This is a genomic window from Shewanella sp. SM71, assembly GCF_025653905.1.
GTDB classification, from domain to species: domain Bacteria; phylum Pseudomonadota; class Gammaproteobacteria; order Enterobacterales; family Shewanellaceae; genus Shewanella; species Shewanella oncorhynchi.
In genome coordinates this window covers 116007-132013 of sequence record NZ_JAKKRW010000016.1, presented here as the reverse complement: position 1 = coordinate 132013, position 16007 = coordinate 116007, and the positions used below count along the sequence as shown (strand labels likewise).

The window sequence follows — 16007 nt, the reverse complement described above, 5'->3', positions numbered from 1 at the left end:
AAACTGTACATATTGCTATGAACACTCATTGTTACATTGATTTAAATTTTTGACTGCCAACCCGAAGGCTAAGCAGTTTCGATTAACTCAACACCTGTGAGTGTCCACACAGATTTCTTGTTTTATCTTGTTAAAGAGCAACTCAACCTCATAAGAGAACTTGAGTACCACACTGAGCGCCGAACGCTTCCAGTTGGCTAGGGCTGCGTATTCTACGCATTTCCCGTTTCGCGTCAAGGAGTTTTTGCAAACTTTCTCAACACTCATCAATTAGTAAACTCATCGATGAACTGTCACATCAGGCTGCTTAACGCTGTCTGCCGTGTCAGTGGATGCGCATTATAGGCAGTGAAACTTTTTGTGCAAGGGCTTTTTTAACAATCTCCGCCAAGCGAATAAATAACCACCAAACTGCAGAAATATACTGCAATACTGAGCAATATCGCTGTTTGGGTTGATAAGTTTGGCAGAAGGAATAGCCTATTGCTGGAGTTTTAATAGATTGAATGGGCATAAACAGAAGTTGATAGCGATTTTTCGCTATATCTATCAGTAAACCTCTAAAAGCGTTATGCCCAGTGTGATGTCTTACTCTTGTTTGCACCTAGCTAATGATAAGCAATGATCAAAAGCACGAGCCCTAAGATTTATGCTCTTATTGTTTCTCTTTTTCGATATTTGTAGCGCTTTGTGTTTGTGCTGCAGCTTGGGTTGAGTGATTGTTCTCGACATTCGTCACCGTATCATCACCGACAATATGAGCGACTTTGAGTTTTCTCACGGTTCGAATCGTAATGATTGGGCCTGAAATCGCATATAAGCAGAAGCCGACACATAAGATCAATGCAGGTTGAACTGACACCACCACAAATACACCGACGACCAGTAAGATCACGATAAAGTTAACCTTGCCACGCCAGTCAATTTCTTTAAAGGAGTGATAGCGGAAATTGCTGACCATCAGTAAACCGGTTACCGCAGTAACAAGGGCCGCAATCCAACTGATGTTTCTTCCATCGAGACTATATTGACTACCAAGCCAAATACTGCCGGCAATAACAGCTGCGGCTGCCGGGCTGGCGAGACCTTGAAAGTAACGCTTATCGGCGACGCCAACTTGCGTATTAAATCGAGCGAGCCTGAGTGCCGCACCTGCACAATAAATAAATGCCGCCAACCAACCAATTTTACCTAAGTCGGCTAATGCCCAATTGTAGGCGAGTAGTGCTGGTGCCATTCCGAAGGACACCATATCCGCCATACTGTCGTATTCGGCACCAAAATCACTTTGGGTATTAGTCAGTCTTGCCACTCGACCATCGAGACCATCACAGATCATGGCTATAAAAATGGCTATTGCAGCAGCTTCAAAGTTAGCATTCATGGAAGCAATCACAGCATAAAAGCCAGAAAACAATCCGGCTGTCGTAAAAAGATTAGGCAGTAAATAGATACCTTTATTCTTTACTGTTTGATTTGAAGAATTTTGCATACACTTATTACGCTAGTTCAGTGAAGAGAAGTTAGCTTTCAAGATAACATATTTTATTATCATGTCGATGAGAGACCAGTTAGGGATAATTTCGATGTTAAAAGTGAACATGTTCAGAACAATACTGTATCGATGGCTCTGGCTCAGCCTTTTCATTGGCCCCGTTTCTGCGGGCGTTATCTATACTTGGGTCGACGAAAATGGGGTGACGCATTACAGCCAACAAGCCCCGCAACAAGAAAACATCAAAGCAGAAAAGCTCTACAGTGAAGATTTAGAGCAGGCGAAAGTGGGTTTTATCGCACCGGTAAAGAAAGCGGAAGCCACTTCTGAAGCCAATGAATTAGAAAAGTCAGCGGCGCTGATTAAAGAAAAAGACACCAAACAGGCTAAATCCATTTGTGAGAGTGCAAAACACAATTTAGAAATACTCACAACGCATACTAAGCTTATCCGCCAAACTTCCGATTCAGGTGAATCTGTCGCTATGACTGAAGAAGATCGCCAAGCCTCGATTGCCCAGCAGCAGGAAAGAATCAAACTCTTCTGTGATAAGAAGTAGCCAAATTTACTATGCCACTACATTAATGAACAACGATTAAGATGATGCAATAAAAAAGGAGCCGAGTAAAAAACTCGGCTCCTTTCATTTTAGTGCTTGAAGCGGGAGCGATACTGACTAAAACAGCTCTATCTCTTATTGCAAGATAGTTTATTTCAAGCTCGTTCATTCAAGAACGCTTATTTCAGTTCGCCTATTTAAACATATCCAACTTCAAGCTTGCGATTAACGTATCGCATTCAAACAACACACTAAGTTACTAGCTACTAGTTATTGCTCGAACACTAACTCGCCACCCGCACAGCTGACCTTGATCGGTTTACCCGGTAACAAGTCACCACGCAGTAATTTCTGCGCCAGCGGGTTTTCGACTTCTTGCTGCAATGCCCGTTTCAACGGTCTTGCACCATACACAGGATCGAAACCAATTTCCGCAATCAGTGATAATGCGTCGTCGGTGATCTCCAATGTATAGTCCTTTTCAGCCAAACGTTGGCGTAAGGAAGCAATTTGTATCGAAGCAATACGCTTGATATTGGCAGCATCCAATGGATGGAACACCACAGATTCATCGATACGGTTTAAAAACTCGGGTCTGAAACTGTGAGTGACCACATTCATTACCGCCGCTTTCATCTCTGCATAGGTCACTTGACCAAATCCTTCTTGGATAATGTCGGAGCCTAAGTTCGAGGTCATGATGATCACTGTATTTCTAAAATCGACAGTACGACCTTGACCATCGGTTAAGCGTCCATCATCAAGCACTTGCAGTAAAATGTTAAACACATCGGGATGCGCTTTCTCGACTTCGTCGAGCAATATCACCGAATAAGGTTTACGACGAACGGCTTCCGTTAAGTAACCGCCCTCTTCATAACCTACGTATCCAGGAGGCGCCCCCACTAAACGCGATACTGAGTGTTTCTCCATAAACTCAGACATATCAATGCGCACTAAAGCCGATTCGGTATCAAATAAGAACCTCGCCAGTGATTTACAAAGCTCAGTTTTACCTACACCCGTTGGGCCTAAGAACAGGAACGAGCCAATCGGGCGATTTGGATCCGCCAGACCCGCGCGGCTACGACGAATCGCATTCGCAACCGCATCGACGGCTTCGTTTTGGCCGATCACACGCTCGTGCAGCGCCACTTCCATTTGCAGTAATTTTTCACGCTCGCCTTCCAGCATTTTCGATACGGGTATTCCCGTCGCTTTCGACAATACTTCGGCGATTTCGAACTCAGTAACCTTGTTACGCAATAACGTCATGTCCTGCATTTCAGCTTGTGACGCCAAATCGAGCTGTTTTTCAAGCTCAGGAATACGACCGTATTGCAACTCAGACATACGGGTTAAATCACCCGCACGACGCGCCACTTCTAAGTCCATTCGAGCCTGTTCGAGATCGGCTTTAATATGCTGAGTGCCCGCTAATGCGGCTTTTTCAGTACGCCAGATTTCGTTCAACTCTGACGCTTTCGCTTCAACGTCACGCAATTCCTCTTGCAGATGGTCAAGCCTGCGACGACTCGCCTCATCATTTTCTTTGGCTAACGCTTGCTCCTCCAGTTTGAGCTGGATAGCACGACGTTCGAGCCTGTCGAGTGACTCAGGTTTTGAGTCCATCTGCATACGGATGCTCGATGCCGCTTCGTCAATCAAATCGATCGCCTTATCGGGTAACTTACGGTCCGACACATAACGGTGCGACATAGTCGCTGCCGCCACAATCGCCGGGTCGGTAATTTCCACATGGTGATGCAGCTCGTAACGTTCTTTCAGTCCACGCAAAATAGCGATGGTGTCTTCAACGCTTGGTTCATCCACCAACACTTTTTGGAAACGTCGTTCAAGCGCCGCATCTTTTTCAATATACTGACGATACTCATCAAGCGTGGTCGCGCCCACACAGTGCAAGTCACCACGCGCTAACGCAGGTTTAAGCATGTTACCCGCATCCATTGCGCCCTCACCTTTACCGGCGCCGACCATAGTATGCAGTTCGTCGATGAAGAGGATCACTTGACCTTCTTCCTGCGCTAACTCATTCAATACCGCTTTTAAACGTTCTTCGAACTCACCGCGATATTTAGCGCCCGCAATCAATGAGCCCATATCGAGGGATAAAACGCGCTTATTTTTAATCCCCTCGGGGACTTCACCATTAACGATACGCTGGGCAAGTCCTTCAACAATCGCCGTTTTACCCACACCCGGTTCACCGATAAGGACGGGGTTATTTTTACTGCGACGTTGTAACACTTGGATCGTACGGCGAATTTCATCGTCACGGCCGATCACAGGATCTAACTTGCCTTGTTCGGCTCGCTCGGTCAGATCTATAGTAAACTTCTTCAACGCTTGGCGTTGATCTTCAGCGTTCGGATCATCCACTTTTTGGCCGCCGCGCATTTGTTCAATGGTTTGTTCCATCAACTCTTTGGTCGCGCCGGCTTTTTTCAGCGCTTGCGCAAGGGCATCGGCACCTTCTAACGCAGCTAATACAAATAATTCGCTAGAGATATATTTGTCTTTACGCTTTTGCGCCAATTTATCACACAGGTTTAATAAACGGATTAAACCTTGGGATAATTGCACATCGCCGCCAGTCCCTTCAACTTGAGGTAAGCGTTCCAGCTCTTGACTCAAGAGCGATCGCAGCGCACTCACTCGAATGCCAGCTTGGGTCAATAAGGGATGGATTGAACCTGAATCTTGGTTCAACAATGCCATCATCAAATGCAGCGGTTCAATAAACTGATGATCACGCCCAAGTGCGAGTGACTGGGCATCAGAGATGGCAAGCTGAAATTTATTGGTCATACGATCGAGTCGCATACAGCCTCCTAACACTCATATAGTAGAGATATGCCAATCCATAAGACATCTTGCCAATTTAGTGGCTTTAAAATCAGTACCGCTAATGAAGAGATCTAAATAGGATTGGTATTACATTTCGTTAGTTAAAAGATGGGGGCTATTTAGCCAAATTCAAGAGAATAACGCGCAAATAAATACAAACTGTAGGGGAATTAGCTTAAGACTTAAGCCAGATCAATGAAGCCATGCGTCCCGTCACCTTATCGCGACGATAAGAGAAGTAATCCGTGTCGCTGACTGTGCAGATATCTGCGCTATAAATATGGTTTATCCCGAGTAAACTCAAGCGTAATTTAGCCAAGCCAATAATATCGGCAAGATACTTGTTACCACTTGGAATAAAACACGCTGCCGACTGCGGATGTAAAGTACAAAAGGCTTGCTGTACTTCAACGCCGACTTCAAATTTTTGTGGACCAATTGCCGGACCGAGGTAGGCAATCAACTCATCCATAGGTGAACTAAACTGCGCCGCGGTGGCCTCAATCACGCCATCACATAAACCACGCCAACCGGCATGGGCCGCAGCCACTTCTGTTCCCGCTTGATTACACAACAACACAGGTAAACAATCGGCAGTCATTATAGCGCAAACTTGGCTAGCCGTTTGGCTGTAACTGGCATCGGCAATCGGTGTATCCACAGCAGGAGCTAAGCTCAGCGCATCTAAATTAAGCACATGAGTACCATGCACTTGCTCGAGCCAGACAGGCTCAGCGGTTAACGCTAATTGTTTGCAGAGTAATTCACGATTAGCCATCACCAGCTCTGGCGCATCACCGACATGCAGTCCAAGATTCAAACTGTCATAGGGATGCACGCTCACACCGCCATGACGATTTGTCATAGCGATGCCAACATTAGCGGGAACAGGCCAATCGTGATGAAACACTTACAAATACTCGATCGGATGCTCGACTGTGTCTTGACGCAGTGCTTTCGTCAAAATCACCATGTCTTCAGGAATTGGCGCGTGCCAGCTCATGATTTCACAACTCACAGGATGCGCTAATTCAAGACGCACTGCGTGCAGAGCTTGGCGCTTGAAGTTTTTCAGAATATCAAAAAACTCTGGGCTGGCCCATTTCGGCGGTTTTGGACGACCACCATACACAGGATCGCCCACTAATACGTGGCCTATGTATTCCATGTGCACACGAATTTGGTGAGTACGACCCGATTCAAGGCGCAATCTTAGACGAGTGTGGTTACGGAATTTTTCCGCCACACGATAATGCGTCACAGCTGGTTTACCTGAGTGATGCACCGCCATATGAGTACGTTTCGTTGGATGACGACCAATCGGCTCATCAACAGTACCGCCACCTGTCATAGTCCCCATCACAATCGCTTCGTATTCACGAGTGATTTCACGGGCCTGCAAGGCGGCAACTAAATGGGTTTGCGCTTCAACGGTTTTGGCTACAACCATTAAACCTGTAGTATCCTTATCCAGACGGTGCACAATACCAGCACGTGGTACATGCTCAATATCGGGACAATGGTGCAACAGCGCATTCATCAAAGTGCCATCGGCATTGCCAGCACCAGGGTGAACCACGAGTCCCGCTTGCTTGTTGATCACAATAATGTCGTCATCTTCATAGACGATATCCAGATCAATGGCCTGTGCCGCTGCGTGAACTTCTTCTTCAAGAGTGGCATCTATGAGTATCTGTTGCAGCTCATAAACTTTCTCTCGGGGCTTATTAACGACAACGCCGTCAACATAAACTGCATCAGATAGGATCCATTCCTTGATGCGCGTGCGCGAGTAATCTGGGAACAACTCTGCTAGGGCCTGATCTAATCTCAGTCCAGTTTGTGTTGCCGAAATCTCGCTTTTTAGATTAATCTCTTGTGTCATAGGAACCGTATCCCCATTTAGGGGTCAAAAAATGTGTGCTATCTGTTACAATCGGATGTTTTCTATTTTATAGTGAAATGGAAAAATTCTTAACTACAACTTAAAAAGAATTGAATTCAAGTATGTATAAATTTTCCAAAGGCGTTACCTTAGTCCTATTTTCACTAGCGTTATCAGCCTGTAGCAGCAGCCCTGATGATAACGATATTGCCGCCAAAACGTCACCTGATGTACTTTATACTCAGGCAAGAACCTCTATGGAGCTTGGCAATTACTCTAAAGCTGTCCGTTCTTTGGAAGCGTTAGACTCACGCTTCCCCTTCGGACCTCACAAAACTCAAGTCCAGTTAGACCTGATATATGCTTACTATAAAATGGACGATGTCGCTTCTGGTATTGCGAACATAGACAGATTTATCCGTCTTAATCCAACTCATCCAGATGTAGACTATGTGTTCTATATGCGCGGTTTAGTGAACATGCAAGCCGACAATTACATGTTCCACGACATGCTTAATATCGACCGAACCGATCGTGACCCTAAAAATGCTCAAGATGCTTTCAAAGATTTTGATCGTCTTATCAAAACCTACCCTAACAGCAAATATGCCGCTGATGCGCAAAAACGCATGTTAGCGTTGAAGAATCGCTTAGCAAAATATTCAATTCAAGTTGCCGAGTATTATCTCAAGATGAATGCATGGAGCGCCGCAGCAATCCGAGCACAATCTGTAATGGAAACATACCCTGGCACCCCTTCAAATGAACGGGCATTAGAGATAATGATAGAAGCTTATGGCGAATTAGGTCAGAGCAAGCTGAAGCAAAACGTGCTCATGGTAATGCAAGCTAACTTTCCAAACAATGAAATCTTATCAAACTAACCGAGAATGCCCCTTAAATAGGGGCATTTTTTTGCTTGGTTACCCTAATAAGCCATAAATAGATAACGCTAAGTTCTCAGTGTGGATAGTGGTTTGGCTATTTTTACATCCTCAATACCAACACAAATGACACTTTCGTGTAAATCTTATCCAACTGAGTCACTTTTTCCGTTATTTAGTAAAAATCTATTGACTCAAAACCCGAAAAGCCTTTAAATTGCGCCCGTCGCCCGAATAGCTCAGTCGGTAGAGCAGAGGATTGAAAATCCTCGTGTCCCTGGTTCGATTCCGGGTTCGGGCACCATCTTTAAATGGGTTGCGATAGCGACTTATGTTAGAGAACTGCGATAGGTACAGTGCAGGTGTGGTGGAATTGGTAGACACGCCAGCTTCAGGTGCTGGTGCTCGCAAGGGCGTGGAGGTTCAAGTCCTCTCACCTGTACCAAATTGCAGTTCAAAAGTTAAGATTCACAGTGTTAAGATTGTCAATTCGATGAAATATCGAATAGCCATGCAGATGTGGTGGAATTGGTAGACACGCCAGCTTCAGGTGCTGGTGCTCGCAAGGGCGTGGAGGTTCAAGTCCTCTCATCTGTACCAACATTTAAACCTCGCCAAGCGAGGTTTTTTTGTATCTAAAGCAAAATAAATTTTCTGTAACTCTCCCCTCTTTCCTCAGATTTGCTATACCTATTGTTACAGACTCATCATAGGGATAGATAGAGTTCTGCCTAAAGGACTCTTTAGTTCACTGAGGCTATCCATATGAACGGTCTACAAATAAAACAAAAAATGTTTATCGGCATTCTGGTTCCCCTTGTAATGCTAATGACGATTGGCTTTCTCGCCATTAATATGATGGGTAAAATTGAATCGGGTGTTGAACGTATCTATGGCGATAGAGTTGTGCCACTAGACGATTTAAAAGTGATTGCTGATAAGTACGCGGTCGATGTTATCGATGCGCAGGTGGTTTCACCGCCTCTCAAGCAGCTGAAGCGCTAGACAGTGCCAAATCTACCATTACCCAGCATTGGCAAAAATACTTAGCCACTGAACTTACCTCAGAAGAATCCCGACTCGTAAAACAAGCCGAAGTGCTGTTCTCACCCGCGAATCAACAGATTGACACTCTGGTCTCACGCTTAAGAGGATTAAATGGTGATGTATCAAGCCAATTATCGGCCAATATCCTGCCGCTTTACCAAGTAATAGACCCCATCAGTAACCAAATATCTGAACTGATTGCACTGCAAATTCGCGTGGCAGGCGAAGAAAAAGATCGTGTGAATGCCATTTACCAATCTTCAATCACTATTTTTGTAGCATTAGCCTGTGCCGCCATGATTATCAGTATTGTGATTGGGCTCTGGGTCAATCGCAGCGTGATGAATCCTATTAATGACATTCTCAGTAAACTGAAGCTGATCAGATCTTACCGTCAAATTCACTACTTTTAATCACGATGAGCTAGGACAAATATCCACTAGCCTCACCCAAGTTATTGAACACTTGCGGGGCATTCTTCATTCGATTGCCGAAGCGGCAAATACCGTTAATAGTTCAGCAAATGAGTTAAGTAGCTTCACGCAGGCAACCAATAAACGTATGCAACAGCAGCAAGCCGAAACGGAGCAAACTGCAACGGCCATGAATGAGATGACGGCAACGGTTGCAGAAGTCGCCCAAAGCGCATCTGCGGCGGCAGATTCAGCCAAAGATGCCGACACCTATGCAGCCAATGGCAATAATATTGTGATGCAATCGATTAGCAGTATGTCGCAATTATCTGATCAAATTCAAAAAACGGCACAAGTCATTGGATTTCTTTCTAATGAAAGCCAAAATATCGGCCGCGTACTCGATGTGATAAAAAGCATTGCCGAGCAAACCAATCTATTGGCATTAAATGCCGCCATTGAAGCGGCCCGCGCGGGGGAACAAGGCCGCGGCTTTGCAGTCGTTGCGGATGAAGTGCGGACCCTTGCGCAGCGCACCCAAAAATCTACCCAAGAAATTGAGGCCATGATTGCCACACTACAACAAGGCGTTAAAGAAGCAGTTAACGCTATGGAAATAGGTATAAATCAAGTTGATGATGCTAATGATAAAGCTAATCAAGCAGGCCAAGCACTGAAAGAAATCGTCTCCTCAGTAGATAGCATCACAGAACTTAATACTCATATTGCGACCGCTGCCGAAGAACAAAGTAGCGTTGCCGAAAGCATTAATCGCAGTATTATTGCCATCAGCGATATTGCAGAACATTCCACCTCATCGGCGGCTGAATTAAGTGAATCTGTGGTTAATTTAACTAAACTCGCCAACAGTATGCGCAATCAAGTGAGTGCATTTAAACTCTAAGTCAAAAAACCACACTATGACTGCAATAAGCTTTGCTGTTGCAGTTAACCTCCCCCATTACCTCTGTAATACATTGAAATAATATATTTATTTATCATTTCCCTATCTCATACCCGCTTTGATAAAGCACTTCAAATGACCTTAATCACGCTTATCGGTAGCACGAATTGCGATCATCACTATTGATCCAAATCAAATAGATCTTTAAACTTATTTAACATTCATAATATTTGCACGTTAAGGATTTTCTATGTTGGACAGCCGTACTATCCAAGTTATCAAGAGCACTATCCCCTTACTCGAATCCGCAGGCCCTGCGCTGACGACCCATTTTTATGAACGTATGTTCAAACATAATCCTGAATTAAAAGATGTATTTAACTTGGCACACCAGCATTCTGGTGGCCAGCCTGTTGCCCTGTTCAACGCCGTCGCGGCTTATGCTAAAAATATTGAAAACTTAGCGGTGCTAAGTTCGACTGTCGAGCGCATTGCCCAAAAACATACAGGCTTTCTGATCAAGCCTGAGCAATATGCGATCGTCGGCAGCCACTTATTGGCCACCCTTAAAGAGTTAGGCGGCGATGCAGTAACAGAAGAAGTATTAGAAGCTTGGGCGCAGGCCTATGGATTTTTAGCAGATATATTTATTCAACGAGAAGCTCAAATTTATCAGGAACATGCAGAACAAGATGGCGGTTGGGTGGGTGAGCGTCAATTTATCATTAGCGCGAAAAAGACTGAGTCCACAGTCATTACCTCCTTCATATTGACGCCCGAAGATGGTAAACCAGTTAAAGATTTCATTCCCGGTCAGTACTTAAGTTTGAAGCTAAAACATCCCAATTTAGCATATGAAGAAATCCGCCAATATTCCCTATCCGATGCACCGAATGGCAACAGCTACCGCATCAGTGTGAAACGTGAATTAGGTGGCCAAGTGTCTAATCTGCTACACGATACCATGCATATCGGTGACAAAATTGCAGTTATGCCGCCGGCGGGAGATTTTATCTTAGAAGTTGGGGCGGACATCCCCGTCGTGCTCATTTCGGCAGGTGTGGGTCAAACACCGATGAAAAGCATGTTGAATCAATTGCTCAAGTTGCAACATCCAAGTGCTATTACTTGGCTACATGCCTGTGAGCAAGGTGATGTACATGGTTTCAAACAGGCTATTCACACCAAGCGTCAGCAACATCATAATCTGAAGAGCCATGTTTGGTATCGCAAGCCGAGTTTAACCGATGTGGTAGGTACAGATTATGATTTCGAAGGACAAATGGAATTAAGCAAAGTCGCAGATCAACTGCTTCCCCATGCACGTTACTATTTCTGCGGACCTATTGGATTCATGTCAGCCATCAAGCAACAATTACTCGTTCTGGGTGTCTCAGCTGAAAACATGCACTATGAAGTATTCGGCCCCCACGCCGATCTCTAATCCCATGTCACGGGCTTGGGACACCTGACTCTCAAGTCCATTTTTATATTTAGAATACGCAGAATAATGGCTGATAAATTGAATTGCTCTATGTCTCTAAGCTACCGGTTTACAGCGGATGCAAGCCACTTCTGCGGCAGTCAGCACACGACTTTCGCCCGACGCCAGAGCTTCATCCAACACAATATCACCTATTGATAATCTATGTAGACCAACAACTGGGTTTCGAAAGCGACCAAACATCCGCTTAATTTGATGGTACTTACCTTCCTTTAAAGTCACTTCAGCAACATGATCAGCAAGGATCACCAATTTAGCAGGCTGAGTCATTATATCTTCAAAGCTGAAATACATACCTTCGGCAAATGCGGCGATATATTCTTCAGTTAATGGATTAGCTAAGGTGACGCGATACACTTTATCGACCTTATGCGTCGGTGACATTAGTGCATCAGACCAGCGGCTGTCATTGGTCAGTAATAACAAACCCGAAGAATTTAAATCTAGTCTACCCGCGATATGTAACTCATCACGGACTTCGCAATCGAGCAAATCAATCACGGTTTTATGCTGAGTATCTTTAGTCGCGCTCACCACGCCAATCGGCTTATGCAACATCAAATAAACTGGCGTGTTGGCCTGTAATATTTGCCCATCGAGTTGGATGTGAGAAAACTCATCCACTTGCCTATCCATGTCCTTCACTATCAATCCATCAACGCGTACTCGGCCCAAGAGTAACAGTTCACGTACCGCTTTACGGTGAGTGTGTAACTGGGTACAGAGATAACGATCGAGTCGGCCGCGCTTAGACTGCATAACACCACAAATGACGAAATATGAATGGGATAGCCATTCTAGCAGGATGCGAGTTCAGGTCATAGCGAGCTAATACTGTAAGCATCACAGAGCTTATTTAGAGCAAAATTAGATCAAACTAGGCAAAATTTGTTAAGCTAGGCGTTCAATTCATCTTATTGTGAGTGGTTACCGCATCAAAAACTTATCTGCAAGTCCCGTTATGATACGTTCGAACCTGCTATTTTTAGTCTTGTTTTTAGTGATACTCGCGAGCTCATTCTTCACTCAAGCGAGCGATGCAGAAAATCCCCCTGAAGCGCCTCAACCTTTCGCCATCCATGATAAACCGCTGATAGAGCGCTACGTCTTCGATGAACTCAAATCCCTCAGATACGATCAACAGGATCTTGAGCGGCGCCTCACCATAGATATCACAGATCGCGAACTGGCCGTTGCCGACAAGTCGATGAATTACGCCAATGTCACTGTCACTTACTTCTTTTATATGATCGCCGGCGTCGCCTCTTTAGTCGCCTTTATCGGCTGGCAATCCCTACGGGAAATCAAGACACATACCGCCAAACTGGCCGCGAATCAGCTGCAGAGTATTGCCGAACAATACGAAGAAAAGTTCAAATTACTCGAGCAAGAACTCAAGCATAAGAGTCGTACTATCACGGATAATAATCGTGAAATAGAAGTGATTAATGAAATTCATAATCTGTGGCTACGTGCCCAAAGTGCCCAGACTCCCGAACAAAAAATTGAAGTCTACGATGAAATCCTCACGATTCGACCTGGAGACTTGGAAGCGCTAACCTACAAGGCCGATGCCGCAATGGAAATGCGCGAATTTAATTGGGCACAAAGCCTATGTAATCGTGTTTTGGAAGTTGACCCAACTAACGCCCATGCTTTTTATCAAAGAGCCTGCGCCTTTGCGTGTTTAGGTGTTGAAGATAGAGCAATTTCTGATTTGGAACGCGCTATCCATAACAGCGCATCCTTCAAAGAGCTAGCGTTGGATGAAGCTGATTTCTCACAACTTAAAGGGCATCCTCGTTTCGAAACCTTATTGGCCTATCACGAACCTGATAAGCCCTAAGCTCCGAGGTTTAAGCCCAGAACGAATGCTTAATATATAGCGTTAGCTTTCAGTGACGTTTTATCCCACAGATAAAACGCCTCAAGCAAACAACTTAAGTGCACTACTAGGCTATCGACGCAACTTTAATTGCCGCAATTTTATATGCACAGCGGCGAGCACCTTCGATGATATGTTCTTCGCGGCTCACCACGGCAATATCAACGAATAACTGCTGGAAAAGTTGCAACTCTGAGCGGCAAAAGTTCAAACATTTAGTCGCTGCGGCGCAGATTGGACAATGATTTTCGAGTAAAAAATACACACCATCGATGTGTTCTATGGTCGCCATATAACCTTCGTTCGAGCGTAATTTCGCAAGTATGGCCAAACGTGTCGGAATATCAGTAGCCCCTTCCATTGCCGCACGATATTGGACTAACGCACTTTGCTCCCTGTGATCGATAAGCTTATCCAAGCCTTGGTCGCCAAAGATCATTTTTACCGAGTCAATCAACTGTACCGTCAATTCCTCATGGCGATCGGCAAAGTGAGTACGGCTTTGTTCAGTCAATCCCCAGTAACGTGTTGGGCGACCGCGGCCTTCAACTCGATCCTCAATATCCACATCACCCATATCTTCCAAAGCTTGCAGATGTTGACGCACCCCCATAGTCGTTAACGCCAATTCCTCCGCTAAGGTTTTAGCGGTAAGCGGGCCATGCAACTTGAGTAATTGAATAATCTTATCAGTGGTTTTCATTGAGCCTCCCCGATTTCAGCCGAAGCATTATCTCCCAATCTCCGCTGCTTTAACAGATTAAATAAACTTTTTTATTTACTTTATCCTTTACAAGATTAAGTAAAGCAATTACCTTATAAATAATTTATAAACAAATAGGTTTACTTAATGAAATTACTCATCATCAGCACCAGCCAAAGACCCGATTCACAAAGTGCTAAAGTCGGTCGTTATATCGCCGAAAGCAGTTTCTCATCTCCTCACAGCATGGGTTACGACACGATACATCACTTAGAACTATGCCTGTTTAATCTGCCATTTTGGGACGGAGAAGAAGACAACAAAGGTGAACACTGGCCCGAAATAGAGCACAGAGTCGATGAAGCCGATGCGCTAGTGCTGATCACCCCAGAATGGGGCGGCATGGCATCACCATTACTGAAGAACTTTTTGTTGATGTGTACTCGCGAAGAAACCGCCCATAAACCCGCCTTATTAGTCTCAATATCGGATGGTATTAGCGGTACTTACCCTATCGTTGAAGTGAAGATGAATGCCCTTAAAAACAATAAATTAGTGCCCATACCCGATCACTTAATCATCCGCAATGTCAGCCATGTACTCAATGCCATCCCTGAGAGTGCCCGCGATATCGCGCTTAGGGAAAGAGTGCAATACAGCTTATATATGCTGCATCAATACGCCCAAGCATTAGCCCCCATTCGTGAACAACATGCCAATCAAGCGTACCCAAAACAGCAGGAATACTGTTACGGTATGTAAGCGGCTTGAGATTTTAACCACCAGCAACAGACTAAAATCATTACAAGGAACGCATTATGATTCATTTAGAGCATATCAATTTAGTGGTAGACGACATCCCCGCAGCACTGCGCTTTTATCAAGCGGCTTTCCCCCATTGGCGTGTTCGCGGTGGCGATAAAGGCACTTGGTACGGCAAACCCCGTAATTGGATTCATTTTGGCGATGATTATCAATACATTGCTTTTAGTGACAATGGTGAAGGTGAAAACCGCGATTTGGCTGGTCATCAAATTGGACTGGCGCATTTTGCCTTTGTGACCGACAACTTAGATGCTGTGATAGCAAGACTGACCCAGGCAGGTTTCCCTATTGCCAAAGATGGCATGGAAGATCCCTATCGACGCAATATTTACTTCTTCGATGCCCATGGCTTTGAAGTAGAATTTGTGGAGTATTTAACTGATATTCCAACGGAACGAAATCGCTATTAGCGTAAATAGTTATTAAAAAGAAGTGACCAATGCAGCCAAGAACCGCATGTAGTGAATAGGGTGTAGGAGCTAGGTACTATTCGCTTCGCTCGGATTGTTGCTGCGCCACTATGGCCGAATCCTTATGGGCATAAAAGTGGAGTCTAAACTGAGTATCTTCGGTCAGTAGCTCCACTTTATGCCAATATTCAGGATGTGATATGGCGGTTTCACCTGCGCGAATAATAACTTCTTTATCTAATTCGCCCCTGCTACCCGTATAGCCATAAAACTTTAAGCTGCCCGTTAACACTTGGATTTGCCCATATACGCCAGCCTTAGTATTGTGCATGTGCAGCAACATTTTAGGGACGTTGTCATGGTTGAAAACCGGCGTTGATTTGTAATTTACAAAATCTTTGGGGACTAAGGCCATGATGTTTGCACTCCTTGTGTCAAATCACGAAAATCGAACAATGCTTACGGCAAGACTAATATAGCCGTTGCCGTATTTCTGTCCAACTCATATATTGACCTGTATTAACAAGCGGGTTTGAACGTCGAATTTGAAAACGCCAAAATGCTCATTCATGCTTGCAATAGCAAGGTTAGTTACTTTCATCACTGTAATCGCTACACTAACCCG

At 44.7% G+C, this 16007-nt stretch carries 13 protein-coding genes, 3 tRNA genes and 1 pseudogene; 10 read left to right on the top strand and 7 right to left on the bottom strand.

From position 1 onward, the window contains the following. Positions 1–655 precede the first annotated feature (655 nt). On the bottom strand, positions 656–1492 hold the full coding sequence (gene pssA / locus L5L97_RS16110) for a CDP-diacylglycerol--serine O-phosphatidyltransferase (protein WP_263182817.1): 837 nt from the start codon (positions 1490–1492) through the stop codon (positions 656–658). A gap of 94 nt (positions 1493–1586) precedes the next feature. Between pssA and L5L97_RS16105 the strand changes: the two genes are divergently transcribed. Continuing rightward, complete coding sequence (locus tag L5L97_RS16105; RefSeq protein WP_263182816.1) at positions 1587–2054, top strand: DUF4124 domain-containing protein; 468 nt, start codon at positions 1587–1589, stop codon at positions 2052–2054. Between the two features lie 270 nt (positions 2055–2324). Here L5L97_RS16105 and clpB read toward each other — a convergent pair whose 3' ends face one another. From clpB to rluD, 3 genes are all read right to left on the bottom strand, one after another. Next, complete coding sequence (gene clpB, locus L5L97_RS16100; protein WP_198573010.1) at positions 2325–4898, bottom strand: ATP-dependent chaperone ClpB; 2574 nt, start codon at positions 4896–4898, stop codon at positions 2325–2327. Positions 4899–5097: 199 nt separating this feature from the next. Then, positions 5098–5832: a peptidoglycan editing factor PgeF gene (pgeF, locus tag L5L97_RS16095; RefSeq protein ID WP_263182815.1), complete on the bottom strand. Its 735-nt coding sequence runs from the start codon at positions 5830–5832 to the stop codon at positions 5098–5100. Next, positions 5833–6807: a 23S rRNA pseudouridine(1911/1915/1917) synthase RluD gene (gene rluD / locus L5L97_RS16090; protein WP_105249966.1), complete on the bottom strand. Its 975-nt coding sequence runs from the start codon at positions 6805–6807 to the stop codon at positions 5833–5835. It lies immediately after the preceding gene. 122 nt (positions 6808–6929) lie between these two features. Between rluD and L5L97_RS16085 the strand changes: the two genes are divergently transcribed. From L5L97_RS16085 to hmpA, 6 genes and pseudogenes are all read left to right on the top strand, one after another. After that, positions 6930–7691 (top strand): outer membrane protein assembly factor BamD, encoded by a 762-nt coding sequence (locus L5L97_RS16085; protein WP_105249967.1) that lies wholly within the window; start codon positions 6930–6932, stop codon positions 7689–7691. Between the two features lie 228 nt (positions 7692–7919). Beyond that, positions 7920–7995: transfer RNA gene (locus L5L97_RS16080), tRNA-Phe, on the top strand. A 54-nt stretch (positions 7996–8049) separates the two neighbouring features. Beyond that, positions 8050–8136 (top strand) — tRNA-Leu (locus L5L97_RS16075). A gap of 68 nt (positions 8137–8204) precedes the next feature. Then, positions 8205–8291: transfer RNA gene (locus L5L97_RS16070), tRNA-Leu, on the top strand. 165 nt (positions 8292–8456) lie between these two features. After that, positions 8457–10055 (top strand): annotated as a pseudogene (locus L5L97_RS16065) (methyl-accepting chemotaxis protein). A gap of 250 nt (positions 10056–10305) precedes the next feature. Continuing rightward, positions 10306–11499 carry an NO-inducible flavohemoprotein gene (gene hmpA / locus L5L97_RS16060; protein ID WP_263182814.1) on the top strand — a complete coding sequence of 398 codons (1194 nt, stop codon included), beginning with the start codon at positions 10306–10308 and terminating at the stop codon, positions 11497–11499. A 96-nt stretch (positions 11500–11595) separates the two neighbouring features. On the opposite strand, the gene L5L97_RS16055 is transcribed toward hmpA, so the two are convergent. Continuing rightward, entirely contained in the window at positions 11596–12318 is a 723-nt protein-coding gene (locus L5L97_RS16055; protein ID WP_263182813.1) for a pseudouridine synthase, read from the bottom strand. A 160-nt stretch (positions 12319–12478) separates the two neighbouring features. On the opposite strand from L5L97_RS16055, the gene L5L97_RS16050 reads away from it, so the two are divergent. Continuing rightward, entirely contained in the window at positions 12479–13405 is a 927-nt protein-coding gene (locus L5L97_RS16050; RefSeq protein WP_105249971.1) for a TPR end-of-group domain-containing protein, read from the top strand. Between the two features lie 106 nt (positions 13406–13511). Here the strand turns inward: L5L97_RS16050 and L5L97_RS16045 are convergent, their stop codons facing one another. Next, entirely contained in the window at positions 13512–14147 is a 636-nt protein-coding gene (locus tag L5L97_RS16045; protein WP_263182811.1) for a helix-turn-helix transcriptional regulator, read from the bottom strand. A gap of 147 nt (positions 14148–14294) precedes the next feature. Between L5L97_RS16045 and L5L97_RS16040 the strand changes: the two genes are divergently transcribed. Continuing rightward, complete coding sequence (locus L5L97_RS16040) at positions 14295–14909, top strand: NADPH-dependent FMN reductase (protein WP_263141525.1); 615 nt, start codon at positions 14295–14297, stop codon at positions 14907–14909. A gap of 56 nt (positions 14910–14965) precedes the next feature. Then, positions 14966–15382, top strand: coding sequence for a VOC family protein (locus L5L97_RS16035; RefSeq protein ID WP_028759264.1), 417 nt, complete (start codon positions 14966–14968; stop codon positions 15380–15382). 76 nt (positions 15383–15458) lie between these two features. On the opposite strand, the gene L5L97_RS16030 is transcribed toward L5L97_RS16035, so the two are convergent. Then, positions 15459–15797, bottom strand: coding sequence for a DUF1971 domain-containing protein (locus tag L5L97_RS16030; protein ID WP_028759263.1), 339 nt, complete (start codon positions 15795–15797; stop codon positions 15459–15461). Positions 15798–16007: the final 210 nt, after the last annotated feature.

Coding starts and splice junctions, on each gene's coding strand:
- rluD (WP_105249966.1), bottom strand. CDS start 6,807: ATGACACAAGAGATTAATCTAAAAAGCGAGATTTCGGCAACACAAACT.
- clpB (WP_198573010.1), bottom strand. CDS start 4,898: ATGCGACTCGATCGTATGACCAATAAATTTCAGCTTGCCATCTCTGAT.
- L5L97_RS16085 (WP_105249967.1), top strand. CDS start 6,930: ATGTATAAATTTTCCAAAGGCGTTACCTTAGTCCTATTTTCACTAGCG.
- L5L97_RS16035 (WP_028759264.1), top strand. CDS start 14,966: ATGATTCATTTAGAGCATATCAATTTAGTGGTAGACGACATCCCCGCA.
- L5L97_RS16105 (WP_263182816.1), top strand. CDS start 1,587: ATGTTAAAAGTGAACATGTTCAGAACAATACTGTATCGATGGCTCTGG.
- hmpA (WP_263182814.1), top strand. CDS start 10,306: ATGTTGGACAGCCGTACTATCCAAGTTATCAAGAGCACTATCCCCTTA.
- L5L97_RS16055 (WP_263182813.1), bottom strand. CDS start 12,318: ATGCAGTCTAAGCGCGGCCGACTCGATCGTTATCTCTGTACCCAGTTA.
- L5L97_RS16045 (WP_263182811.1), bottom strand. CDS start 14,147: ATGAAAACCACTGATAAGATTATTCAATTACTCAAGTTGCATGGCCCG.
- L5L97_RS16030 (WP_028759263.1), bottom strand. CDS start 15,797: ATGGCCTTAGTCCCCAAAGATTTTGTAAATTACAAATCAACGCCGGTT.
- pssA (WP_263182817.1), bottom strand. CDS start 1,492: ATGCAAAATTCTTCAAATCAAACAGTAAAGAATAAAGGTATCTATTTA.
- L5L97_RS16040 (WP_263141525.1), top strand. CDS start 14,295: ATGAAATTACTCATCATCAGCACCAGCCAAAGACCCGATTCACAAAGT.